This is a genomic window from Luteibacter sp. PvP120, from assembly GCF_054055715.1.
The window spans coordinates 82,469-105,140 of sequence record NZ_JBSRXP010000008.1 but is presented as its reverse complement, the minus strand read 5'-3'; the positions used below and the strand labels follow the sequence as shown (position 1 = coordinate 105,140).

At 64.4% G+C, this 22,672-nt stretch carries 19 protein-coding genes and 3 tRNA genes; 15 read left to right on the top strand and 7 right to left on the bottom strand.

Annotated elements, in window-relative coordinates:
• Window positions 1–41: 41 nt before the first annotated feature.
• Window positions 42–200 (bottom strand): hypothetical protein, encoded by a 159-nt coding sequence (locus ACVKN3_RS15955; RefSeq protein WP_354516462.1) that lies wholly within the window; start codon window positions 198–200, stop codon window positions 42–44.
• Window positions 201–316: 116 nt separating this feature from the next.
• Window positions 317–1,702 carry an MFS transporter gene (locus ACVKN3_RS15950; protein ID WP_354516460.1) on the bottom strand — a complete coding sequence of 462 codons (1,386 nt, stop codon included), beginning with the start codon at window positions 1,700–1,702 and terminating at the stop codon, window positions 317–319.
• 92 nt (window positions 1,703–1,794) lie between these two features.
• Here ACVKN3_RS15950 and soxR point away from each other — a divergent pair, with 92 nt between their 5' ends.
• The 10 genes from soxR to fabV all read left to right on the top strand — a co-directional run bounded on the left by soxR (window position 1,795) and on the right by fabV (window position 12,498).
• A complete protein-coding gene (gene soxR / locus ACVKN3_RS15945; protein WP_354516458.1) occupies window positions 1,795–2,229 on the top strand; it encodes a redox-sensitive transcriptional activator SoxR in 435 nt (144 codons plus the stop codon).
• Between the two features lie 180 nt (window positions 2,230–2,409).
• Window positions 2,410–3,702: a trigger factor gene (gene tig / locus ACVKN3_RS15940; RefSeq protein WP_285401002.1), complete on the top strand. Its 1,293-nt coding sequence runs from the start codon at window positions 2,410–2,412 to the stop codon at window positions 3,700–3,702.
• A gap of 54 nt (window positions 3,703–3,756) precedes the next feature.
• The gene (gene clpP / locus ACVKN3_RS15935; protein ID WP_369931343.1) at window positions 3,757–4,383 is read left to right on the top strand and encodes an ATP-dependent Clp endopeptidase proteolytic subunit ClpP; all 627 of its coding nucleotides are present in this window, start codon (window positions 3,757–3,759) and stop codon (window positions 4,381–4,383) included.
• 105 nt (window positions 4,384–4,488) lie between these two features.
• Window positions 4,489–5,784 (top strand): ATP-dependent Clp protease ATP-binding subunit ClpX, encoded by a 1,296-nt coding sequence (clpX, locus tag ACVKN3_RS15930; protein ID WP_285400999.1) that lies wholly within the window; start codon window positions 4,489–4,491, stop codon window positions 5,782–5,784.
• A 170-nt stretch (window positions 5,785–5,954) separates the two neighbouring features.
• Window positions 5,955–8,462: an endopeptidase La gene (lon, locus tag ACVKN3_RS15925; RefSeq protein WP_285400997.1), complete on the top strand. Its 2,508-nt coding sequence runs from the start codon at window positions 5,955–5,957 to the stop codon at window positions 8,460–8,462.
• A 331-nt stretch (window positions 8,463–8,793) separates the two neighbouring features.
• Complete coding sequence (locus ACVKN3_RS15920; RefSeq protein WP_036112061.1) at window positions 8,794–9,066, top strand: HU family DNA-binding protein; 273 nt, start codon at window positions 8,794–8,796, stop codon at window positions 9,064–9,066.
• 16 nt (window positions 9,067–9,082) lie between these two features.
• Window positions 9,083–9,157: transfer RNA gene (locus ACVKN3_RS15915), tRNA-Val, on the top strand.
• 9 nt (window positions 9,158–9,166) lie between these two features.
• Window positions 9,167–9,243: transfer RNA gene (locus tag ACVKN3_RS15910), tRNA-Asp, on the top strand.
• Between the two features lie 86 nt (window positions 9,244–9,329).
• A complete protein-coding gene (locus ACVKN3_RS15905) occupies window positions 9,330–11,240 on the top strand; it encodes a SurA N-terminal domain-containing protein (protein ID WP_285400992.1) in 1,911 nt (636 codons plus the stop codon).
• A gap of 52 nt (window positions 11,241–11,292) precedes the next feature.
• The gene (gene fabV, locus ACVKN3_RS15900; RefSeq protein WP_354516453.1) at window positions 11,293–12,498 is read left to right on the top strand and encodes an enoyl-ACP reductase FabV; all 1,206 of its coding nucleotides are present in this window, start codon (window positions 11,293–11,295) and stop codon (window positions 12,496–12,498) included.
• Between the two features lie 76 nt (window positions 12,499–12,574).
• Here the strand turns inward: fabV and ACVKN3_RS15895 are convergent, their stop codons facing one another.
• Window positions 12,575–13,870: a transglycosylase SLT domain-containing protein gene (locus ACVKN3_RS15895; protein ID WP_354516451.1), complete on the bottom strand. Its 1,296-nt coding sequence runs from the start codon at window positions 13,868–13,870 to the stop codon at window positions 12,575–12,577.
• Window positions 13,867–14,634, bottom strand: coding sequence for a hydroxyacylglutathione hydrolase (gloB, locus tag ACVKN3_RS15890; protein ID WP_354516449.1), 768 nt, complete (start codon window positions 14,632–14,634; stop codon window positions 13,867–13,869). The genes ACVKN3_RS15895 and gloB overlap by 4 nt, the downstream gene beginning before the upstream one ends.
• A 163-nt stretch (window positions 14,635–14,797) precedes the next feature.
• Between gloB and ACVKN3_RS15885 the strand changes: the two genes are divergently transcribed.
• Genes ACVKN3_RS15885 through dnaQ form a run of 3 tightly spaced genes read left to right on the top strand, consistent with a single transcriptional unit; the run spans window position 14,798 to window position 16,688 of the window.
• Complete coding sequence (locus ACVKN3_RS15885; RefSeq protein ID WP_036142590.1) at window positions 14,798–15,490, top strand: methyltransferase domain-containing protein; 693 nt, start codon at window positions 14,798–14,800, stop codon at window positions 15,488–15,490.
• A gap of 5 nt (window positions 15,491–15,495) precedes the next feature.
• Window positions 15,496–15,966, top strand: coding sequence for a ribonuclease HI (gene rnhA, locus ACVKN3_RS15880; RefSeq protein WP_285400985.1), 471 nt, complete (start codon window positions 15,496–15,498; stop codon window positions 15,964–15,966).
• Window positions 15,963–16,688, top strand: a complete 726-nt coding sequence (gene dnaQ, locus ACVKN3_RS15875; protein ID WP_354516446.1) for a DNA polymerase III subunit epsilon — start codon at window positions 15,963–15,965, stop codon at window positions 16,686–16,688. Before rnhA ends, dnaQ begins: the two co-directional genes overlap by 4 nt.
• Before the next feature lie 24 nt (window positions 16,689–16,712).
• Here the strand turns inward: dnaQ and ACVKN3_RS15870 are convergent, their stop codons facing one another.
• On the bottom strand, window positions 16,713–17,417 hold the full coding sequence (locus tag ACVKN3_RS15870) for a PP2C family protein-serine/threonine phosphatase (RefSeq protein ID WP_285400981.1): 705 nt from the start codon (window positions 17,415–17,417) through the stop codon (window positions 16,713–16,715).
• Window positions 17,418–17,561: 144 nt separating this feature from the next.
• Here ACVKN3_RS15870 and ACVKN3_RS15865 point away from each other — a divergent pair.
• Window positions 17,562–17,651: transfer RNA gene (locus ACVKN3_RS15865), tRNA-Ser, on the top strand.
• 737 nt (window positions 17,652–18,388) lie between these two features.
• On the opposite strand, the gene ACVKN3_RS15860 is transcribed toward ACVKN3_RS15865, so the two are convergent.
• Window positions 18,389–19,132 (bottom strand): DUF5343 domain-containing protein, encoded by a 744-nt coding sequence (locus tag ACVKN3_RS15860; protein ID WP_354516444.1) that lies wholly within the window; start codon window positions 19,130–19,132, stop codon window positions 18,389–18,391.
• Window positions 19,133–20,407: 1,275 nt separating this feature from the next.
• The gene (locus tag ACVKN3_RS15855) at window positions 20,408–21,793 is read right to left on the bottom strand and encodes an MFS transporter (RefSeq protein WP_354516442.1); all 1,386 of its coding nucleotides are present in this window, start codon (window positions 21,791–21,793) and stop codon (window positions 20,408–20,410) included.
• Window positions 21,794–22,117: 324 nt separating this feature from the next.
• Between ACVKN3_RS15855 and ACVKN3_RS15850 the strand changes: the two genes are divergently transcribed.
• Window positions 22,118–22,666: a hypothetical protein gene (locus ACVKN3_RS15850; RefSeq protein WP_354516440.1), complete on the top strand. Its 549-nt coding sequence runs from the start codon at window positions 22,118–22,120 to the stop codon at window positions 22,664–22,666.
• Window positions 22,667–22,672 lie beyond the last annotated feature (6 nt).

The window sequence follows — 22,672 nt, the reverse complement described above, 5'->3', positions numbered from 1 at the left end:
GCGGCGGGGTAGCTGGTGGCGCGCAGGGATCGGATGCGGCGCTACACGGCCCCCAGCAGCTTGGCCAGCGCGAAGGCGGCACCAAAGACGCCACCAGCGGCAACGAAGGGATACCAGCGTGCCTCGGCATTGATCTTCGACGTCTCCGCCATGAGTTTGCCGATTTCCGCGCGGATTTTTTCCAGGTCGTCGGGTGTCATGCGCAGTAACTCGGATGTCTGGTGTTCGAATGAACAAGGACCCTCATGCTCGCGTAAACGCCACGCGTGATCCATACGATCAATCTGAAAAACAGCCGTTATCGACGATCGGGTAATCACCCGTCCGCCCGCGTCCTGCGCGCCACGATCGTCGCCAGCACCGCGAGCACCAGCGTGATGGCAAAGTTCGCCATGAACGCGGCTGTATGCGACACGTCGAGCAGTGCGGCGAACATCGTGCCGCCGATGGCGAGCGTCGTGGCCACCATCAAGGATTCGCACAGTTGCAGCGCCGAGCTGTTCCGGCCTTGCTCGTGCGTAGCCGACATCGAAAGCGCGAGGACCGACAGCGTGCCGTAGAGCATGCCCATGCCCAGGCCCGTGAGCAGCCAACCCGCGACTGCCGCAGGCACGGGCATCCAGGCGAACACGGCGCAGGAAACGATGCCGACGCCGAGCACCATCAGGGCGGTGCCGCGCGTCAGCAATTGCAGGCGGGAGATCGTTGCGTAATGGCCCTGATACCACGAGCCGGAGAACCAGCCGATCGCGCCCACGCTGATCGCCAGCCCCGACCATGTCGGCGACAGCCCGTGCTGCTGGGTGAAGACCAGCGGCAGGAAGGCTTCGGCGCCGAAGAAAGCGGAGGCCGCGATACCGCGCAGGGCGATCACCGCGGGCAGGCCACGGGCGGCGCGTAGCGTGCCGGCGGGCAGCAGGCGGCGTCCGCAGAACAGCAGCAGGGCGAGCGACGGCAGCAGGAGCGTGGCGGCGAGGATCCCTCGCTCCTGGCCCGCGGCGAACAGCAGACAGACGCCGAGCGAGGCGCCGATGGCGTCGGGCAGTCGCGTAGCCGCGTCGGGAGCCTTGCCCGACGGCGCGGGCAGGGAGCGCAGCGCGCCACGCAGACCCAGCGCGGCGGGTACGGCCAGCACCGGTACGGCCAGGAACACCCAGCGCCAGCCCACGTGCTCGACGATGGCCCCGCTGACGGCCGGTCCGATCAGGGCGGGCACGACCCAGCCGGCGGAGAACGAGGCAAACACCTTCGGTCGCAGGGAAGCCGGATAGAGCCGCGCCACGATGACGTAGAGCGCCGGCGACAGGCAGCCGGCGCCCAGTCCCTGGACCAGGCGTCCCAGGAGCAGCATCGGCATGGTCTGCGCGAGACCGGCCAGGAGCAGGCCGACGACGAAGCCGGCCAGGCCGGTCCACATGGCCGGGGCCGGGCCGCGGCGATCGCTCCAGCGGCCGGACAGGGCCATGCCGATGACGCTGGTAGCCAGCACGCCGCCGAAGGCCAGGGCATAGACACGCAGGCCGTCCAGTTCGCGCGCGACCGTCGGCATGGCGGTGGTGACTGCCAGCGCCTCGAAGGCGATGAGTGAGATCAGGCTGACCATGCCGAGGGTGGCGGCCCGGTAGCGCGGGCCGAGGATGCCCTCGTCGGCGGGTGTGGCGGTATCGGAAAGGCGATCGGGTTCGGGGGTTCCCACGTGCATGCTGGCGTCCTTGGGGGTGGCGAGTGTCGCACGCTTGCATACGGCGACCGGGAGGGTCAGCATGAGACCTGAACCAATATTGAGGTCAACATATGCGGGAACTGAGCGTGGGCGAGGTCGCCCGGCGCGCGGGCGTAGCGGTGTCGGCGCTTCACTTCTACGAGCGCAAGGGGCTGATCCATAGCCTGAGGACGTCGGGCAACCAGCGTCGCTTTTCCGCCGACGTGCTGCGCCGGATCGCGGTCATCCGTGTCGCGCAGCGGGTCGGCATGCCGCTGGAGGCGATACGGCAGGCGCTGGCGACCTTGCCGGACTCGCGCACGCCGACCCGGGAGGATTGGGCGAGGATGTCGGCGGCCTGGCGCGAGGAGATGGATCATCGGATTACGCAACTGCTTAATCTGAAAGATAAACTGGCGGATTGCATCGGCTGCGGCTGTCTCTCGTTGACGGCCTGCGCCTTGGCGAATCCAGGGGATTCGCTGGCGGCGGATGGCGGCGGTCCTCGGCGCTGGAGTCCCGGATGAGGCAGGTTGCGGCGGTGGGAGGGCAAAACGTAGAATGGGCAGTCATTTGCGGGGTTTTTTCGCCGTCGGAGACGAAAGTCGCGGCGACGCGTCCGACATTCGCGGTGGGTCCCATTGTTCTGGTTACGGCGACGGAAGCTCGCCATCGCGCCACGTCATGTGGCGGTTTCAGGAGAGGTCATGCAGGTTTCGGTTGAGAATGTCGGCAAGCTCGGGCGCAAGCTCACGGTGAAGTTCCCGGCGGAGCGCCTGGAGTCGCAGGTGAACGCGCGCATCGCGGAAATGGGTCGCACGGTCCGCCTGAAGGGCTTCCGTCCGGGCAAGGTGCCCACCACGGTGATCAAGCAGCGCTTCGGCGCGCAGGTCCGTGGCGAGGCCCTGTCCGAGCTGATCGGCAGCACCCTGCGCGAGGCCGTCGAGCAGGAAAAACTGCAGCCGATCGCCAACCCGGCGGTGGACACCACGGGCAATGCGGAAGCGGGCGAGATCGCCTACACCGCCACGTTCGAGGTCATGCCGGAGTTTCCGGCGATCGACGTCGCCGCCCTCGAGATCGCCCGTCCCAAGGCCGAGGTCAAGGACGCCGACATCGACAAGATGATCGAGACGCTGCGCACCCAGCGCCGCAGCTTCGACGAAGTGACGCGCGCCTCCAAGGACGGCGACTTCGTCATGTTCGAATACGCCGCCGAAGCCGGCGACTACCGCTTCCCGGCTGAAGGCCTGGAGCGTGCGGGCAGCGTGCTCGGCTCCGGCACCCTGTTCAAGGCGCTGGACGAGGCCCTGACCGGTCGCACCGCGGGTGAGGACCTGGTCCAGGACGTCGCCTTCCCGGACGATTTCCGCAACCCGGAGCTCGCCGGCAAGACCGCCAAGGTCACCTTCAAGATCGTCAAGGTGCAGGAGCCCAACCTGCCGGCCGTGGATGCCGAGTTCGTCAAGCTGTTCGGCGTGGTCGACGGCGACCTGGAAACCTTCCGCAAGGAAGTCCGTGCCAACCTCGAGCGCGAGCTGAAGGCCACGGTGATGGCCCGCCTGAAGTCCGAAGTGGCCGAGAAGCTGGCCGCCGCCTATCCGGACCTGGAAGTGCCCGAGCTGATGGCCGACGCCGAGGCGCGCAGCCTGGCGGCCGGCAACCTGCCGCGTGGCCAGGAACCCAGCCCGCAGATGGTCGCCGAGGCCGCCCCGTTCGCGCGCAAGCGTGTCGCCGCCGCGCTGCTCATGGGCGAGATCGCCCGCAAGAACGAGCTGCGCCTGGACCGCAAGCGCATGGCCGAGATGCTGACCGCGATCGCCTCGACCTATGAAGAACCGGAAAAGGTCATTGAACTGTATAACAGCGATCCCCAACTGATGTCGGGACTGCAGAACCGCGTGATGGAAGATCAGGTGGCCGAGTGGGTGGCGGACAACGCCAAGTCCACCGACCAGGAGCTGAGCTTCGACGAGGTAATGCGACCGATCGGCGCGTAAGCACCGATCCTCTTGCAACAGCCGGGCCCCACACCTAGGAGAGACCGCATGTCCATGGCTCCGATCCAGAACCTCAACCTGGTGCCCATCGTCGTCGAGCAAACCTCGCGCGGCGAGCGTTCGTACGACATCTACTCGCGTCTCCTCAAGGAGCGCATCATCTTCGCGGTCGGCCCGGTCGACGATTACATGGCTAATGTGATCGTCGCCCAGTTGCTGTTCCTGGAGTCCGAAAACCCGGACAAGGACATCAACCTGTACATCAACAGCCCGGGTGGCTCGGTCACCGCGGGCATGGCGATCTACGACACGATGCAGTTCGTGAAGCCGGACGTGAGCACCATGTGCATCGGCCAGGCCGCCTCCATGGGCGCCCTGCTGCTGGCCGCCGGTGCCGCGGGCAAGCGGTATTCGCTGCCGCATTCGCGCATCATGATCCACCAGCCCTGGGCCGGTGGCATCTCGGGTCAGGCCACGGACATCGAGATTCACGCCCGTGAAATCCTGACCATGCGCGAGCGCCTGAACGCCATCCTTGCCCACCACAGTGGCAAGACGGTCGAGGAAATCGCCCGGGATACCGAGCGCGACCGCTTCATGAGCGGCGCCGAGGCCCAGGCGTATGGCCTGATCGACTCGGTGCCCGACAAGCGCGCGGTCGATACCGTCCGCTCGGCTTGATTTGAACGTACACGCTTGTGAAAACCGGCACTTCGCCCCTGATTCCAGGGGCGAAGTGCTGTGCTATTCTCAAAGCGCACCTGGATTATCAGTAGGGCCCAAAGCATGAGCGACGAGCGGCAAAGCCGTTCCAACGACGGCGGAAAGATTCTTTATTGCTCCTTCTGTGGCAAGAGCCAGCATGAAGTGCGCAAGTTGATCGCCGGCCCCAGCGTGTTCATCTGCGACGAATGCGTTGAGCTGTGCAACGACATCATTCGCGAGGAACTCGAAGAGAAGGCGGCCTCCGGCCGTACCCAACTCCCCAAGCCGCGCGAGATCATGGAAGCCCTCGACCAGTACGTGGTCGGGCAGACGCGCGCCAAGAAAGCCTTGTCGGTGGCGGTGTACAACCACTACAAGCGCATCGAGTCGCGCCAGAAGAACGACGATGTCGAACTCGGCAAGTCCAACATCCTGCTGATCGGTCCGACCGGCTCGGGCAAGACGCTGCTGGCGGAAACGCTGGCGCGCCTGCTCAACGTGCCGTTCACCATCGCGGATGCCACCACGCTGACCGAAGCCGGTTACGTGGGTGAGGATGTCGAGAACATCATCCAGAAGCTGCTGCAGAAGTGCGATTACGACGTCGAGAAGGCGCAGAACGGCATCGTCTACATCGACGAAATCGACAAGATCTCGCGCAAGAGCGAGAACCCGTCGATCACCCGCGACGTCTCCGGCGAAGGCGTGCAGCAGGCCCTGCTCAAGCTGATCGAGGGCACGCTCGCCTCGGTGCCGCCGCAGGGTGGCCGCAAGCATCCGCAGCAGGAGTTCCTGCAGGTCGATACGCGCAACATCCTGTTCATCTGCGGCGGTGCGTTCGCCGGGCTGGACAGGGTGATCCAGCAGCGCTCCGAGACCACGGGCATCGGCTTCAAGGCCGAGGTCCGCTCCAAGGAGCGCACGGAAAACGTCGGCAAGACGCTGTCGGAAGTCGAGCCGGCCGATCTGGTCCGTTTCGGCCTGATTCCCGAGTTCGTCGGGCGCCTGCCGGTCGTGGCCACGCTGGACGAACTCGACGAGGCTGCCCTGGTGCAGATCCTCACCGAGCCGAAGAACGCGGTCACCAAGCAGTTCCGCAAGCTGTTCGACATGGAAGGCGCCGAACTGGAATTCCGCCCGGAGGCCCTGGCCGCCATCGCCCGTCGCGCGCTCAAGCGCAAGACAGGCGCTCGTGGGCTGAGAACCATTCTCGAACAGGTGCTGCTCGACACGATGTTCGAGATCCCCTCGCTGGAGCACGTCAGCAAGGTGGTGGTCGACGACGCCGTGATCGACGGTCAGGCGGAGCCCTACCTGATCTACCGCGGCAACCTGCAACAGCAGCGTATCGCGGGTGAGGGCGGCGACGCGGCCTGATTCCATCGGCATCGCAGCGCTACCGCGGCCCCGGCGTCCATGACGCCGGGGCCGTTTTCTTTCGTGGTTCCGCTCTTGATCGTTCCTTCGCGAACCACCACTTGACGTGTATGGCGGCTCCGGCGCAGTGTCGGGGCGAGCCCAAAAAACCTGAGGGAAAACCCAAGCACATGGCGAAGAATCGCAACCAGACCACGAGCGGATCCGAGCTGGACCTACTGCCGGTCCTGCCCCTGCGTGACGTCGTCGTCTATCCGCACATGGTCATCCCGCTGTTCGTCGGGCGCGACAAGTCCATGCGTGCGCTGGAGCGGGCGATGGAAGGCGAGCGACAGATCCTGCTCGTCGCGCAGAAAAGCCCAGACATCGACGATCCGGCGATCGAGGACCTGCACCAGGTCGGCACGCTGGCCGGCGTCCTGCAGCTGCTGAAACTGCCCGATGGCACCGTCAAGGTGCTGGTCGAGGGCCAGTCGCGCGTGCAGATCGAGGCATTCGAGGACGAGGCCGGCATGATGAGCGGCCGCTCCCGCGTCATCGAGCCGGTGTACAGCAAGAACGAGCGCGAACTCGACGTCGTCTCGCGTTCGCTGGTGTCGCTGTTCGAACAGCTGGTGAAGCAGAGCCGCAAGCTGCCGCCGGAAATCCTGGCGACGCTCTCGGGCATCGACGACCCGTCGCGCCTGGCCGACTCCATCGCCGCGCATCTCTCCGTGCGCATGGGCGACAAGCAGCGCGTGCTCGAGACATCCGACGTGGGCGAGCGGCTGGAGCTGCTCATCGGTCTCGTCGACGGCGAGATGGACCTGCAGCAGGTGGAAAAACGCATCCGCGGCCGCGTCAAGTCGCAGATGGAGAAGAGCCAGCGCGAGTACTACCTCAACGAGCAGATGAAGGCCATCCAGAAGGAGCTGGGTGAGGGCGAAGAGGGCACCAACGAGATCGAGGAACTGCAGAAGAAGATCGACGCCGCCGGCATGCCCAAGGCGGTACTCGCCAAGGCACGCCAGGAGTTCAACAAGCTCAAGCAGATGTCGCCGATGTCCGCCGAGGCCACCGTGGTGCGCAACTACCTCGACTGGGTGGTGGGCGTGCCGTGGAAGAAGCGCAGCAAGGTCCTCAAGGACCTGGCGCTGGCGCAGGAAACCCTCGACGCCGACCACTTCGGCCTGGAAAAAGTGAAAGAGCGCATTCTCGAATATCTGGCGGTGCAGCAGCGCGTCAATACCATGAAGGGTCCGATCCTGTGCCTGGTCGGTCCGCCCGGCGTGGGCAAGACCTCGCTCGGCCAGTCGATCGCCAAGGCAACCAACCGCAAGTTCGTGCGCATGAGCCTGGGTGGCGTGCGCGACGAAGCCGAGATTCGTGGTCATCGCCGCACCTACATCGGTTCGATGCCGGGCCGCATCGTGCAGAACCTCAATAAGGTCGGCACGAAAAATCCGCTGTTCGTCCTGGACGAGATCGACAAGATGTCGATGGATTTCCGTGGCGATCCGTCGTCCGCCTTGCTGGAAGTGCTGGACCCGGAACAGAACAACGCCTTCAACGATCATTACCTGGAAGTCGATCTCGACCTCTCCGAGGTGATGTGGATTGCCACGGCCAATTCGCTGAATATCCCCGGCCCGCTGCTCGACCGCATGGAAGTGATCCGTATCCCGGGTTACACCGAGGACGAGAAGCTCAACATCGCGCAGAAGTACCTGCTGCCCAAGCAGCTGAAGGCCAACGGCCTGAAGGTGGAAGAACTGGGTATCGACGAAAGCGCCCTGCGAGACATCGTGCGCTACTACACGCGCGAATCGGGCGTGCGCAACCTCGAGCGCGAGATCTCCAAGATCTGCCGCAAGGTGGTCAAGGAAATTGCCCTCGGCACCGTGCCGGCCAAAGCCAAGGCCAAGGTCAAGGCGACCGGCAAGGCCGTGAAGGGCAAGGTGCTTGCCCCCGACCTGGTGCGTGTGGATGGTGACAACCTCGACCATTACCTCGGCGTGCGCCGTTTCGACTTCGGTCGCGCGGAGCAGCAGAACGAAGTGGGTCTGGTCACCGGCCTGGCGTGGACGCAGGTCGGCGGCGACCTGCTCAGCATCGAGGCCTCCGTGGTGCCCGGCAAGGGCCGTCTGGTCCACACCGGACAGCTGGGCGATGTCATGAAGGAATCGATCCAGGCGGCACTGAGCGTGGTGCGTGCGCGCGTGGCCGGACTGGGCATCGAGCCGGATTTCCACGAAAAACTGGACATCCATATCCACGTGCCCGAAGGTGCGACGCCGAAGGACGGCCCCAGCGCGGGTATCGCGATGGGTACGGCGCTTGTGTCGGCGCTGACCAAGGTACCGGTGCGTTCGGATGTGGCGATGACCGGCGAGATCACCCTGCGTGGTCGCGTGTTGCCCATCGGTGGCCTGAAGGAGAAGCTGCTCGCGGCGCATCGCGGCGGCATCAAGACGGTCATCATCCCGGAAGAGAACAAGAAAGACCTGGTCGACCTGCCGGAAAACATCACCAGCTCACTCGACATCCATGCGGTCAAGTGGATCGACGAAGTGCTCGACCTCGCGCTGGAACGGCCTATCGGCCCGAGCAAGAAGGGCGACGGCGATGCCGGGGTGGAGCTGCCTCCGACCACCGGTCGCAAGGGCAAAGGCAAGGGTTCGCCCGCGCTGACGCACTGAGTTCATCCACGTCGTCGAACGTCAAGGGGCGCGGCGCACCGCGCCCCTTTCGTTTTCGTCGTCCTGTCACGATCGTCTGGCGATAATCGTTTTCGTTGCGCCGCGCAAGTCTCCGGACAGCATGCATATGCGCTGAAAGCGTTGGTATTGCTCGTATTGCGGTAGGGGGAGGGCACTGGTATAAAGTCCGCTCCGCCATCGCCTGCGCCGCAAGGGCGCCATGTATCGCGGGGTTGCTGAGTCATGCCACACGGTGAGATTCGTAACCTGACGTCTTCTCACCAAGGATCGCCGTCCGGCGGTTCGAATTACCTTTGAAAGGAGTTACCTGATGAATAAAACCGACCTGATCGCCGCTATTGCCGAAAAGGCTGAACTGTCGAAGGCCGATGCCGGCAAGGCACTCGAGGGCCTGATCGAAGCGGTCAAGGACACCCTCAAGAAGGGTGAAGACGTCGCCCTCGTTGGCTTCGGCACCTTCAAGCTGCGCAGCCGCGCCGCTCGCACGGGCCGCAACCCGCGCACCAACGAAGAGATCAAGATTCCGGCGTCGAAGGTTCCTGCCTTCACGGCTGGCAAGGCGCTCAAGGATCACGTAAACTAAGTGGTCTTACCGGAGGGGGTGCTTAGCTCAGCGGTAGAGCGTCGCCTTTACACGGCGCTGGTCGGGGGTTCGATCCCCTCAGCACCCACCATCGGGAAGTGGAGTGGTAGTTCAGTCGGTTAGAATGCTGGCCTGTCACGCCGGAGGTCGCGGGTTCGAGTCCCGTCCACTCCGCCATTGTCTGCAGAGGCGCCCGTGTGGCGCCTTTGTTTTATCTACACGCCGGTCAGGATTGGCCCGGCGCATACCGTGCGAGTCGCATCATGCTGCAAGCCCTGCGTAACAAGATCCACGGCTGGCCCGCCGCCATCGTCCTCGGTGTCTGCGTGTTCGCCGTCGCGTTCTTCGGTATCGAGTCGTACTTCGTGTCGCGCGTCGACACATACGTCGCGAAGGTCGGTGATCACGAGATCTCGCAGCAGGAGTGGCAGGATCGCCTGAACGCACTGCGCCAGCAGGCCGCACAAGACCCGAATTCCCCGTTCACCGCCGCCGATCTCGAAAAACCCGAGCTCAAGCAGAAGGTGCTGGACGGCATGATCAGCCAGGCGCTGCTGCAGCAGGCCAACACCGACCTGGGCCTCACCGTGTCGGACGCCGCCGTGCGTTCCGCCATCGGCACCGATCCCGGCTTCCAGGTCAACGGCCAGTTCAGCCCGGAGGCTTATCGCGCAATCCTCTCCATGCAGGGCATGAGCCCGGCGATGTACGAGGCCAAGATCCGCGCGTCGCTTGCCACCCAGATGATCCCGGAAGCGATCTCCGCGACCACGCTGGTCACCGACGCCGACGTCGACAACTTCTTCCGCCTGCACGGCCAGCAGCGCGACCTGCGCTACACCGTGCTGCCGCGTCCGTCGCTGACCGACACCAACGTGTCCGACGCCGATATCGATGCCTTCTACAAGTCGCACATCGCCGACTACACCACGCCGGAACAGGTCTCGGTGCAGTACCTCGAAGTGAAGCAGGCCGACCTCAAGCCCGGCGCGCCCACGGACGCGCAGCTGCACGAGTACTACGACAAGAACAAGCAGCGCTACGCGCAGCCCGAGCAGCGCGAGGCGTCGCACATCCTCATCAACGTGCCCAAGAACGCCACGCCCGATCAGCAGAAGGCCGCGCTCGATAAGGCCAAGAAGATCGCCGCCGAAGCCACGCCGGACAACTTCGCCAAGCTGGCCGCCGAGAACTCGGACGACATGGGCTCCAAGCGCACCGGCGGCGACCTGGGCTGGCTGGAGAAGGGCGTGGCCAACGCCGCGTTCGATGCAGCCATGTTCGGCCTTAAGAAGGGCGAAATCACCAGGGAGCCCGTGCTGTCGCCGGAAGAGGGCTACCACATCATCTGGGTGCGCGATGCGCGCGAGGGCGATGCCAAGCCGTTTGCCGACGTGCGCGCGCAGCTGGCCGCCGACTGGGCCAAGGGCGAGGACGAGCGCCTCTACAACGAGCGTGCCGGTCAGCTCGCCGACCTGGCCGAGCGCAATCCCGGCTCGCTCGAGCCCGCCGCGAAGGAACTGGGCATCGAGATCAAGACCACGCCGATGTTCGGTCGCAACGGCGGTGAAGGCGTTGCCGCCGATCCGAAATTCGTCGCCGCGGCGTTCAGCGACGACGTGGTCAACCAGGGCAACAACTCCTCGCTGGTGCAGGTGCAGAAGGGCGACGCCGTCGTCATGCACCTGGATAAGCATGCCGCCGCGGCGCCCAAGGCCCTGGCCGACGTCACGCCGGCGATTCGCCAGCGCATCCTCGACGAGCGTGTGGACGCTGCCGCGAAGAAGCAGTCCGACGACCTCGCCGCGCAGCTGAGCAAGGGCGGCGACCTGGCCGCGCTGGTCAAGGCGCCCGTGCAGACGCTGACGGGCGTGGAGCGCAGCAAGCTCGCTGGCGTCAAGGATGCGCCGCCCGCCGTGTTGCAGCGCGCGTTCTCGCTGCCGCATCCGGTGGATGGCAAAGGCAGCTGGAGCGCCTTGCCCGTCGGCAACGGCACGTATGCGCTGGTCACGGTGGACAAGGTGACCGACGGTGACCCGGCCAAGGTCGAGAAAGCCCAGCGCGTTGCCCTGCGCGGCCAGATGATCGACGCGATGGCGCAGGCCGCCACCCTCGAGTACATCCAGGCGCTCAAGGCGCGTGGGGAGATCAAGGTCGCCAACGACCGGCTCTGATCGCGATCGCGCGTATTACAATGGTGGCCTTGTCGCGTCGAAGGAACCACCCGTGATCATCCAACCCAAGGTTCGTGGCTTCATCTGCACCACCGCTCATCCGGTCGGCTGTGCGAAGAACGTGGAAGAACAAATCGCCATCACCCGTGCCAGCGGTGCCTTCGCGGAAGGTCCGAAGCGGGTGCTGGTGATCGGCGCCTCCACCGGCTACGGCTTGGCATCGCGAATCACCGCCGCGTTCGGGCAGGGTGCGGCCACGCTGGGCGTGTTCTTCGAGAAACCGTCCAGCGAGAGCAAGACCGGCACCGCCGGCTGGTACAACTCCGCCGCGTTCGACACGCTGGCACGGCAGGCCGGGTTGTACAGCCGCTCGGTCAACGGCGATGCCTTCGCCGACGAAACCCGCGCCAAGGTCATCGAGCTGATCAAGGCGGAGATGGGCGGCACGATCGACCTGGTCGTCTATTCGCTGGCCTCGCCCGTGCGCAAGTTGCCCAAGACCGGCGAAGTGGTGCGCTCCGCGCTGAAGACCATCGGCGAGACGTTTACCGCATCTTCCGTGGATACCAACAAGGATGCCGTGATCCAGGCATCCGTCGAGCCGGCCACGGAGCAGGAAATCCAGGACACCGTGACCGTCATGGGCGGTGAAGACTGGGCGCTGTGGATCGACGCGCTGAGCGAGGCCGGTGTGCTTGCCGAGCATGCCACCACCATCGCGTACAGCTACGTCGGCACGGAAATCACCTGGCCGATCTACTGGCACGGTACGCTCGGCCAGGCGAAGCAGCACCTGGACCGCACCGCGAAGGAGCTGGCCAGCCGTTACGCATCCAGCGGCCTGCGTGCCTACGTCGGCGTGATGAAATCGGTGGTTACCCAGGCCAGCTCGGCCATTCCCGTGATCCCGCTCTACGTGTCCATGGTCTTCAAGATCATGAAGGCCAAGGGCATCCACGAAGGCACCATCGAGCAGATCAACCGCCTGTTCCACGAGCGGCTGTATCGCGCGGACGGCCAGGCGCCGGCCACGGACGCCGAGGGCCGCGTGCGCCTGGACGACTGGGAGCTGCGCGAGGACGTGCAGAACGAGTGCAAGGCGCTGTGGCCGAACGTCACGACGGACAACCTGCGCGAGGTCACCGACTACGCCGGCTACAAGCACGATTTCATCAAGCTGTTCGGTTTCGAGGCGGAAGGCGTGGATTACAGCGCCGACGTCGCGCCGGACGTGCAGTGGGATGTCGTACAGGTCTGATGGCGCGGGGCGCCACCTCGACGGGTGGCGCCCGGTGACACGTCGCGGTAGCGCGGCGCAATGCGACCGATAGCGCTCAGCGCGCCGTGAGGCGCAGCACCTGACCGGGCTTGACCGCTTGCGTCTGCAGGTCGTTCCACTTCATCAACTGCTGCACGCTGACCTGGTGGCGACGGGCGATCGTCCATAGCGACTCGCCGTTGTCCACCTTGTGGATCACCACGTCGTTCTTCGGGATTTTCTTCTTCTTGGACTCGGACGCAGAGGCGACGGATGTCCTCTTGCCCTTTGCCTTGGCGTCACCCTTTGCCTTGCCGTGGCTGCCGGTCTTGCCCTTGGCCACCGATGCCGACGACGTGTCGTTGTCGTCGGTGTCATCCGACGCCGGGCTGTCCGCCACATCGGCCAGCGTGGCGACTGGTCCCAGCCGGTACTGATCGGCGGCGGACTTCGGCAGCAGCAGCGTCGCGGACACCGTGCCCTTCGTGGTGCGGTAGGCCGGATTCAGGTCGCGCAGGTCGGTCACGGACAGGCCCGACTGCTTCGCCGCCTGCGACAGCGACTGCGGATTGGAGACCTGCACCACCTGCAAGGCGTCCTGGTGGTCCTGCTTCGGCAACTGCACGTTGAAACGCGCCGGGTCGCGCACGATGCACGCGATCGCCATCAGCTTGACCAGGTGTTCCTTCGTGTTGGCCTTCATCGGCACGTCCGGCAGGCCCTGGTCGTCGGACGGACCGCCGTGCCTGTCGATGGTTTTCTTCAGGCCGAACTCGCCCGCGTTGTAGGCCACGTCGACCAGGCGCCAGTCGCCCAGATCATCGTAGTAGCGGCGCATCATCGTCATCACCGAATCCGTGGACTTGGTGATGTCCAGGCGTTCGTCGTAATTCTTGTCCACGCGCAGGCCGAGCGTGTGTGCCGTCTGCGGCATGATCTGCCACATGCCGGCAGGGCGGTTCTTCGCGCCGGGCACATGGCGATACTGGCTTTCCACCCAGGGCAGCAGGGCGAACTCGCCGGCCACGCTGTGCTGCATGGCTGACTTGTGCGCATAGACGATCAACGGCAACACCTCGTTGACCTGCTGCTCGAAGCGGTTCGGCATCTTCGTGTAGGTGCGCGCCCAGGCCATCACCTGAGGGTCCGCTTCGCAGCCGGGCATGCCGAAGCTGTCGCGCATGCTCGCCCAGAAATCGGCCGGTGGCGCGGGACGCAGCAGCTTCGGTGCCATCGTCACGTCGTCGATCGGGGCCGTCTGCGGCGCGGGGGCCACGGGCGCCGTCGGCACGCGCGGCGTCATGCCGGTGGCGCAGGCGGTCAGCAGGAAGGGTAGGAGGGAGGGTAACAACCGCCGGTGGAGTGTGGTCATGCGCTGAAGCTGTCCTTGGCTCGGCGCAGCGCGGCGAACCGCTCCGTCCGCGTGGCGTGGGCCTCGCCTTGCGCCTGGGCCCAGCGGGCCACGGCCTCGCTGTCCACGCGCAGGAAGGGATTGGCGGCGTACTCGTCGGCGAGGCGGCTCGGCACGCTGGGCCGGCCCTCCTCGCGCAAGCGCGCCACCTCGTCACGACGGAGGCGCAGGGCGTGGTTGTCCGGGTCCACCGTGAGGGCGAAGCGGATGTTCGACGCGGTGTATTCGTGCGCGCAACAGACCAGGGTCTCGGGCGGCAGATCGGCGAAGGTATCCAGCGAGGCCAGCATCTGCTCCGGCGTGCCTTCGAACAGGCGGCCGCAGCCGATGCTGAAAAGCGTGTCGCCGCAGAACAGGAAGCCTTCGCCGGCATAGGCCACGTGCGTGCGCGTATGCCCCGGCACGGCCATCACCCGGAAGGTGGCGCGCGGCGCCTCCAGCGTGATGACGTCGCCGTCTTCGACGAAATGGTTCTTTGGCTGGATGCGCGGATCGGCCGTGGCGTAGACCTCGACGTCGTGATCGCGCACGAGGTCGGACACACCGCCGATGTGGTCGTTATGGTGGTGCGTCAGCAGGATGGCCCGCAGCTGCCAGCCATGCTCGCGAAGCGCGGCTTCGACGGGGGCGGCTTCACCGGGATCCACGACGAAAGCCTGGCCTTCGTCGTCGGCGACCAGCCAGATGTAGTTGTCGCTCAAAGCCGCGACGGCAACCCAATGCATCGGGCGAACTCCGTGACGTGGATCGGGCGCGAACACCCAGGAATGGCCGCCTTGCACCTGGGGCGCGGGGCGGGGACGCCGGAATATATCAGCCGTGTCGTACCTGCTCGTTAGCCGTTCGTTAACCCCTGCGCCGCGCCAGCAGCCGTTACACTTCACCTCCATGGCCGCTTTCGCCCCCGACATCTACGTGACGCCCCAGGTCCGCAAGCTGCTGGCGGACGAGGCGGCGGTGCTTGCGCCGCTGCTCGCGCGCTGCACGGGCGACCACGGACTGCACCTGACCACGTCCGCCCAGGCCGAGCCCCCGGCGATGCCCCTGCTGGGCCACTGGGCCACCGTTCGCGTCGCCGGAGCCGCCCTGGGCGGCGACATCCGGGCCAGCGGCCTGGAGGCCCTTCCGTTCGCCGACGAGGCGTTTGGGGTAGTGCTGCTGCGGCACGCCCTGGAGACCACCGCGCGGCAGGACAACCTGCTGGACGAGGCCATCCGCGTCCTGGCGCCGGGCGGCATGCTGGCGATCACCGGCATCCATCCCTTCGGCCTGTGGTCGCCATGGGTGGCCCGCCAGAGCCGGGCCCCGCGGCCACGGCTTACCTGGCCGTGGTGGTGGAGCCAGCGCCTGGTCCGCGACGAATTCGAGCTGTCGATGCCGCGCCGCGTCGGCAGTGCGTGGCCCCGTGTGGGCGGCGCGTCCGGCCCGGGATCCCTGGTGGGTGGCGGTTATTTCCTCGTGGCGCGCAAAAAGCGTCCGTCGGCGGTACCCTTGCGCCCCCGCATGGTGGCCGTGCCGGCGCCGATCCCCGGCACGCTGGCCTCCGGTGCCCGCCGTAACGCCCGTGAACCCCTAAGCTGAGCCGCATGACCGATACCTCTACAGATACCGATACCGTCGAAGTCTTCACCGATGGCGCCTGCCTGGGCAATCCCGGTCCGGGTGGCTGGGCGGCGCTGCTGCGCGCCAAGGGCATCGAGAAGATGCTCGCCGGCGGCGAACGCGACACCACGAACAACCGCATGGAGATGATGGGTGCCATCTCTGCGCTGGAGGCGCTGACCCGCCGCTGCAAGGTGCACCTCATGACCGATTCGAAATACGTCATGCAGGGCGTGCAGGAGTGGGTGCCCAAGTGGCGCCGCAACGGCTGGAAAACCGCCGACAAGAAGCCGGTGAAGAACCAGGACCTGTGGATTCGCCTCGATGCCGCCGCCGCCGCGCACACCGTCACCTGGGAATGGGTGAAGGGCCACAACGGCCACGTGGAAAACGAGCGCGTGGACGTCGCCGCGCGCGACCAGGCCATTCTCTACAAGGAGGGCAAGGTGGCATGAGGCAGATCGTTCTCGATACCGAAACCACGGGCCTGGAAGCCCACCTCGGCCATCGTCTGGTGGAAATCGGCGCCGTCGAGATGATCGGCCGCCGTCCCACGGGGCGGAACTTCCACACCTACCTCAATCCCGAGCGCGCCATCGACGAGGAAGCGAGCAAGGTCACCGGCATCAAGGACGAGGACCTGGTCGACCAGCCGCTGTTCCGCGACAAGGTGGACGAGTTCCTGGCCTTCATCCGTGGCGCCGAACTGATCATCCACAACGCGGCGTTCGACGTCGGCTTCATCGACGCCGAACTGAAGCGCCTGGGGCCGGAGTACGGCAAGACCACCGACCACGCCAGCGTGCTGGATACGCTGGCCATGGCGCGCGCGATGTACCCCGGCCAGCGCAACAGCCTGGATGCGCTGTGCAAGCGGCTGGGCGTGGACAACACCAAGCGCGACCTCCACGGCGGCCTGCTGGACGCCCAGCTGCTGGCCGAGGTCTATATCGGCATGACGTCGGGCCAGGTCGTGCTCGACCTCGCGTTCGATGCGTCGAAAGACCACGAGCGCACCGACGTGCTGGGGGAGATCGTCATCACCCGTCGTCCCGTGGTGCGGCGTGCCACGGATGAAGAACTGGCCCTGCACACGGCGCGTCTGGATGCCTTGGACAAGGCCGCCGGCGGGAAGAGCGTCTGGCGCGCCGTCGAAGCCGACAGCACGATCCACTGAAGCCGACCCACTGAGCCCGTCGGGTTAGCTCGCGGCGCGCAGCAGGATGGCGGTGATGTTGTCGCGGCCGGTGCCGGAGACGGCCTCGAGCAGCAGATGGTCCACGGCCTCCTGGGCGGCGATATCCGTGCGTGCCACGATCTCGCCGATGCGCGCGTCCGCCACCTCGTCGGTGAGCCCGTCGGTGCACAGCAACAGCCGCGCTCCCGAGGTGAGCTGGCCCTTGGCCAGGCCGATATGCAACTGGTCGGGCGCGGTAATACCCAGCGCCTGGGTGAGCACGTTGCGCTGGGGATGTGCCCGCGCCTGCGCTTCGGTCAGTTCGCCCGCCTCGACCAGGGCCTCCACGATGGAGTGGTCGTGCGACAGGCGCTCCAGCGCCCCATCCCAGCGGTAGATGCGACTGTCGCCCACCCAGGCTGCCTCGTAGGCACGCCCGATGATCCGCACGGCGGCGATGGTGGTGCCCATGGGACGCGACTCCGGCAGGCCGACGGAACGGGCGATCAGCGCCTCGTTGACCCGCTGCACGGCATCCACCAGCGACTGCCCGGCCGACACCTGGGCCACCACGCCATCGCGGGCCGTGGCCGAAGCCACCTCGCCATGCCGATGGCCACCCATGCCGTCCACGACCAGGAACAGGCCCAGCCCGGCGTCGGCGTAATAGGTGTCCTCGTTGCGCGTACGGCGCAACCCGGTATGCGTGCCGTGTCCGAACTCGATCATGGGTGCCTTGGTGAGCGAAAGGAGAGGGCGCCAGGCCCCGGTTTCCCGAGCAGGATGCCGCATGAAAAGGCGGTTGTCACGGCAAGGAAGAGCCACTATCATTGCGGGCCCGGCAGAGCGAAAGCCCTGCCGTCGACCGTTCACGGAGAGGTGGCAGAGTGGTCGAATGTACCTGACTCGAAATCAGGCGTTGGTGAAAGCCAACCGTGGGTTCGAATCCCACCCTCTCCGCCAGTTCCGCAAATAAGCCCCTGGATTAAGGGGCTTTTTTGTTGCCTGCGATTTATCGTCCCTATGCTGTATTCCTCTTGCAAGCGGACGGCTACGGACGAGTGTGTGGGTAGATCGCGCGACGCCTCGGCCCTACGCGGTCGTTCGGGCAGGGGTAGGTGCTGAGCTGTTCGCGCGACGCGCTCCTGCACATGCCTATATGGGCTAAGCAGTTCGCGGCGGTGTCTCCACCGCGCGGCTACGCGTCAGGGAAATCGTCGAGTGCAACGAGCGACAGCAAAACGGAAGACGCCGGTTAGGGCGCCTTCCGGGTGCTGCGCTTAGCCCGGAGGGCTGCGCCAATGCGTGCAAACGTATTCCAGCTGTCCTTTACGGAAGCGGGTGTACGAGCACACATGCACCGTCTTGGCAGTGGACATATGTCCTCCAACAAGCCGGTTTGTGAGGGCGATATCGAAATTACCGGGTCGTTGGGGGTATACTTCCCATCGTTATATGGGCCGCGGTAACCGGTAGAGGGACGCCCTCGACCACCTTGCCGTGATGCTGGCTAGGTCGTTCGGAACTCGTTGGTACTCACCTTTCCCGAGGCGACTATCAACACCGAACGAATCTCACCAGCGTTTGCCTACCTAGCGCCTCAACTCAAGCCTGTTTTGCGACGGGGTATTTGAGTTGGGGCGTTGCTTTATCTGGGCCTCTCGCGGCGGTAAGCATCAGCGAGCGGCCACGGTCTAATGTCATGAGACGTCCTCCTCGTCGGCAGTAGCCTCATCTCCCATAGTGTCGCGATAGTTCTTCAAGATAAATTCCGTCATCTTGATCACTCGGTCCCACTGCTTCTCCGTCATCTGCCCAGGTAGGTAGATCACGCCATCCTGACCGCCGAAGATCGGAATCGGGATCTTCACCATGTCGTCCCTAGGCGGCTTCGGCCTCGTGGCGTCGTGTGGGTTTGCGGGGGGGAGGGGTGGAACGGGGACTTTACTGGCTGACGATTTGGTCCTCCGCTTACCTCCCGCGCTAGCTGGAGCGGCGGGAGCCTTCGCATGAGGGCTGACCGTGATGCCTGCGTCTTTCGTGGCGGAAAGAAAAAAGCTGATCGACTTTGATAGCGTAGAGCCACTGATCTCGTACTCGCGGAACTTCTCCGCGAGCATGTTCGTCGTGGCGCTTTTAAGTGAAAAGGTGCCATCAGTTACGGCGCTATAGGACGTGCGGACCATTTCACTGAATAGCGACTTAGACTTTTCTTCGTCGGCCACGACAAAGTCGAGCAGGAGATCAGTGGGCGCGCCATTCTCGTCTGTGAGCCCGAACCACTTAAGCGTCGCGATTAGAGCGGACTGTTCTGACCCTGAACGCTTGCTAAGAAAGCTGCGATCTATAACTCCCGGCATCACGTCATGGCTGCGCAGCTCGTCTATGAGGCCGGTAAAGCTTCGATAAGTTGAGTACGGCGGCTTAATGCTCTTTTCGCTCATGACGTACTCCTTCATCTTGCGAGATAATGGCCGGCAACGCATTGTGACGTAGCGGCCAGTACCCATGCAAGAGAGCGGCCGATGCCATATGGTGGCACGGCGTCAGGAAGAAATGCAAGGCATGACGCGTAAATAAAGTTAACAGATTGTTATTTGTGTCTGAATGACTTAATTATGATCATCACAAATTGTGATGTATCAACAGCTTGCGTAAACAAGTAAGAATGTTCACGAATGACAGTCTGTGAGCTTCTATGAGCGACCGTGAACGTCCGTGATCGTCCGCTCGTGTTGATGCGCGAGATCTGAAGGTATCTGGCTTCTGATGGAGTCGTCTCACGACATGAGAGGGTGTTAACCACTACTGCTCGGCACCACAAAGGCTCTAGAAGTGATAGAACTGAGGTGCTGAGTTGTATGTCGGGATTGACCAAGCGCCGCCGGGCGACCTCAATCATTACGATACCGGAGCTGATTTTGCACCCACTTCCATCGCTCCGAGGGCTCCACGCGCAACGGATGCGGAAACGGCTCGTCGATGGGGCGCGGTCTGCCGGGAGAAGCAAGCCGTGACGCTTCAGGTAGGTGCGCTGAGGTTCGAACGTTGGCGTGTCGGCGGGATTGCCGCACCACGCCGGGATGCCGTAGTCGTGCGCGGGCACGTAGTTCAGGACCTCGTGCAGCGGTTCCCCTTCGCCGCGTAGCTTGCGGCGTAACTCGATCAAGCGCGGCGCCATCACCGTGCGCGACCAAAGCCCCAGCGCGCTAGCGTCGAGCCGTGGTGCATCGTACTTACACCTCAACGACGGTCGTGTCCCCGGATTCGCTGCGATCCAGTCGGCCAGTACCTCTTTTCGATGCTCCATCCAGAGCGGGAGCATCGCTTTGTAGTCGTTGCCATCGAGCAGCGCGAAGGGGTTGGCATCCTCCGGTGATGCGCATCGTTGAGGATCGCCCAGTGGACTGGATCGATAGTCTCGCGGCGGGAACGCGTCCGGTAACGTCGCTTCGTAGGCATGCGGCAGGCCCCTGCCGGGCGACCTAGATCCGGATGCAGTGGTTCAACGTCGAGGTGTAGTGCCTTCAGTGCGGCCAGCATCTGAGCGCGCGCGTCGCGCTCCGCCGGCAGTAGCGGATGCGACTTCCGTTGACCGACTACAACCGCGAGATACCCCACGACAGCCTTGGTGGGTTGACGCCTGCCGAGTTCAGGCAGCAAATGATCCGGCCGCCTCGGGTTATGGTTGGCCCTAACTAACGGGGGGGCGACAATAGCTACTGGGAAATCGCTTCGAGCGGGATGCCAAGGGTGCGTCGTCCCATCAGGCCGATAACCAGGATGACGACCGCCATCGCGCCCGCGATAAGCACGAACACGCCGACCGTGCCGAATTGCCCAAGGACCGCGGCGATCAGGAAAGCCGTGAAAATCCCCGAGAAGCGGCTCCACGAATACACGAACCCGACGGCGCGCGCGCGGATGCTCGTCGGGAAAAGCTCGGACTGATACGCGTGATAGCTGTACGACATGATGTTGTTGGCGAGCGTCAGGCAGATACCGAGGCTCACGAGCAGCACCGCCCCGGCCGCCTGGCTGAACCACAGGCCGCAGACGATGCTTGCCGCGGCCATCAGCACGATGACCGTTTTTCGTTCGAAACGGTCGGCGACGAACAGACCGATCAACGGTCCGACCGGCGCGGCGAGCGCGATCAGCGTCGAGTACATCAGGCTCGTCGTGACGGTGATGCCCTGTTTGACCAGCAGCGTCGGCACCCAGTTGGCGAAGCCATAGAACCCGATGGTCTGGAACACGTTGAAGGTCGCCAGCATCAGCGTGCGACGCCGGTACGGCGTGACCCACAGATCGGCGAAACGCCCCTGCGCACGTATCGGCAAGGCGGGCGCGGGCGGAGGCAAGGGATACCCTGCCTCCGCTTCGACCCTTGCTTCGAGCGTGCGCATGACACGGTCTGCTTCGTCGAATCGCCCTTGCTGCGCGAGCCATCGGGGGCTCTCCGGTAAGGCCCGGCGAATCCACCAGACGAACAGCGCACCATGCGCGCCGATCAGCACGACCCAACGCCAGCCGTCGATTCCGAACGGGGCACGCGGCACCAGCAGGTACGACAGGAAGGCGACCACAGGTACCGCAGTGAAGCCGATGGCTTGTTCGCAGGCGAACGCGCGGCCGCGAACGTGCTTCGGCACCAGTTCGCAGATATAGGTGCCGATCGTGACCAGCTCGACGCCGATTCCCACGCCCGCGATGAACCGCCAGAGATTGAGGCCGTAGGCGGTGTGCTGGAACGCCATCACGACATTCGCCAGCGTGTACCACAGCAACGAATAGGTGAAGATCGCGCGCCGCCCGAAACGGTCGGCGAGGAAACCGCACGCAAGGGTACCGACGAACAGCCCGGCAAACAGTGCGGCAATGAAACTCGCTACACCCGTGGTGCCGAACAGGCCTTGCGTCGTCGATGTCAGCAGGCCGCCTTTGACCAGTCCCGGCGCGACATACCCGGTGTAGAGAAGGTCGTACAGCTCGAAAAAGAAACCCAGGCTCAACAGCACCACCAGCTTCCAGATCGACCGCGTGGCCGGCAGTCGATCGAGCCGCGCGGAAATCGTGCCGGGATCGATGGCGGACGGCGTCATGATGTTTTCCCAGGCAGACCCATGAGCACGACCCGACCGATCATCAACGAAAGGCCAAGCATGCCACGGCTCGGTTACAACCGAAGACGCCCCAACCAACAAAGGCATCGGGTACGCCCGGTTTCGGCACGAAAAGCCGGTAAATCGATAGGCTTACGCTCTTGTAAATGCAAGTCCAATCAATTTCTCCTATATTCACCTGCGTCGTATGATCTCGTCTTCGGTTGTTACTCGGTGCTGCGTGCATTTCACTCGCACTGCGTCCTAACGACCGCTCAAACGCAGTCACGCCAGTGTCGCCCAAAGCTGCTTGAAGGAACCAGAATGGAAGTAACAGGAGATATGACGGCCGGTGAATCCATTAGCGCCATGGCCTATATCAAGGGTCGAAGAGGCGTATCACCACGGCAGATGAAACTGGTCCTGTTGATCTGTATGTTGGTGATCGGCATCCCTGTCGGGGGATGGGTGTCGGGATCATGGACCGCGGCCGCGATGTCGGTCGAGTTCGCCTTCATTGGCGCTTGGGTGGGCTTGCTGATAATCCAAAGACTGGCCAGCTCTTCCATGCGGAAGGCTCTTGCTACGCGAGGTCAGGCATACGAGCAGCCGCTCACGCTTCGCTTAACCCCTGAGGCGCTAGTCTATGATTTGGGCGACCTGAAGATGACCGCCAATTGGCGTTGCGTCACGGATCTCTTTCAAACCCGCAAATACTGGGTGTTTCTGGTCCAGAGCAGCGCCATGGTCCTTCCTCGCCGCCTTTTCCCAACCTCCGAAGCCGAACAGAGATTTATTGCCGAGGCCATGTCGCGGATGACGGATGCGGCGCGTGCGAGAAGCCCGGATGCGGCCGTGCTGATCGGCAGTTAACCCTTC

What these genes read in the sequence shown, in the direction of transcription:
- ACVKN3_RS15955 (WP_354516462.1), bottom strand. Translation starts at nt 200, where the DNA reads ATGACACCCGACGACCTGGAAAAAATCCGCGCGGAAATCGGCAAACTC.
- ACVKN3_RS15950 (WP_354516460.1), bottom strand. Translation starts at nt 1,702, where the DNA reads ATGCACGTGGGAACCCCCGAACCCGATCGCCTTTCCGATACCGCCACA.
- soxR (WP_354516458.1), top strand. Translation starts at nt 1,795, where the DNA reads ATGCGGGAACTGAGCGTGGGCGAGGTCGCCCGGCGCGCGGGCGTAGCG.
- tig (WP_285401002.1), top strand. Translation starts at nt 2,410, where the DNA reads ATGCAGGTTTCGGTTGAGAATGTCGGCAAGCTCGGGCGCAAGCTCACG.
- clpP (WP_369931343.1), top strand. Translation starts at nt 3,757, where the DNA reads ATGGCTCCGATCCAGAACCTCAACCTGGTGCCCATCGTCGTCGAGCAA.
- clpX (WP_285400999.1), top strand. Translation starts at nt 4,489, where the DNA reads ATGAGCGACGAGCGGCAAAGCCGTTCCAACGACGGCGGAAAGATTCTT.
- lon (WP_285400997.1), top strand. Translation starts at nt 5,955, where the DNA reads ATGGCGAAGAATCGCAACCAGACCACGAGCGGATCCGAGCTGGACCTA.
- ACVKN3_RS15920 (WP_036112061.1), top strand. Translation starts at nt 8,794, where the DNA reads ATGAATAAAACCGACCTGATCGCCGCTATTGCCGAAAAGGCTGAACTG.
- ACVKN3_RS15905 (WP_285400992.1), top strand. Translation starts at nt 9,330, where the DNA reads ATGCTGCAAGCCCTGCGTAACAAGATCCACGGCTGGCCCGCCGCCATC.
- ACVKN3_RS15895 (WP_354516451.1), bottom strand. Translation starts at nt 13,870, where the DNA reads ATGACCACACTCCACCGGCGGTTGTTACCCTCCCTCCTACCCTTCCTG.
- gloB (WP_354516449.1), bottom strand. Translation starts at nt 14,634, where the DNA reads ATGCATTGGGTTGCCGTCGCGGCTTTGAGCGACAACTACATCTGGCTG.
- ACVKN3_RS15885 (WP_036142590.1), top strand. Translation starts at nt 14,798, where the DNA reads ATGGCCGCTTTCGCCCCCGACATCTACGTGACGCCCCAGGTCCGCAAG.
- rnhA (WP_285400985.1), top strand. Translation starts at nt 15,496, where the DNA reads ATGACCGATACCTCTACAGATACCGATACCGTCGAAGTCTTCACCGAT.
- dnaQ (WP_354516446.1), top strand. Translation starts at nt 15,963, where the DNA reads ATGAGGCAGATCGTTCTCGATACCGAAACCACGGGCCTGGAAGCCCAC.
- ACVKN3_RS15870 (WP_285400981.1), bottom strand. Translation starts at nt 17,417, where the DNA reads ATGATCGAGTTCGGACACGGCACGCATACCGGGTTGCGCCGTACGCGC.
- ACVKN3_RS15860 (WP_354516444.1), bottom strand. Translation starts at nt 19,132, where the DNA reads ATGAGCGAAAAGAGCATTAAGCCGCCGTACTCAACTTATCGAAGCTTT.
- ACVKN3_RS15855 (WP_354516442.1), bottom strand. Translation starts at nt 21,793, where the DNA reads ATGACGCCGTCCGCCATCGATCCCGGCACGATTTCCGCGCGGCTCGAT.
- ACVKN3_RS15850 (WP_354516440.1), top strand. Translation starts at nt 22,118, where the DNA reads ATGGAAGTAACAGGAGATATGACGGCCGGTGAATCCATTAGCGCCATG.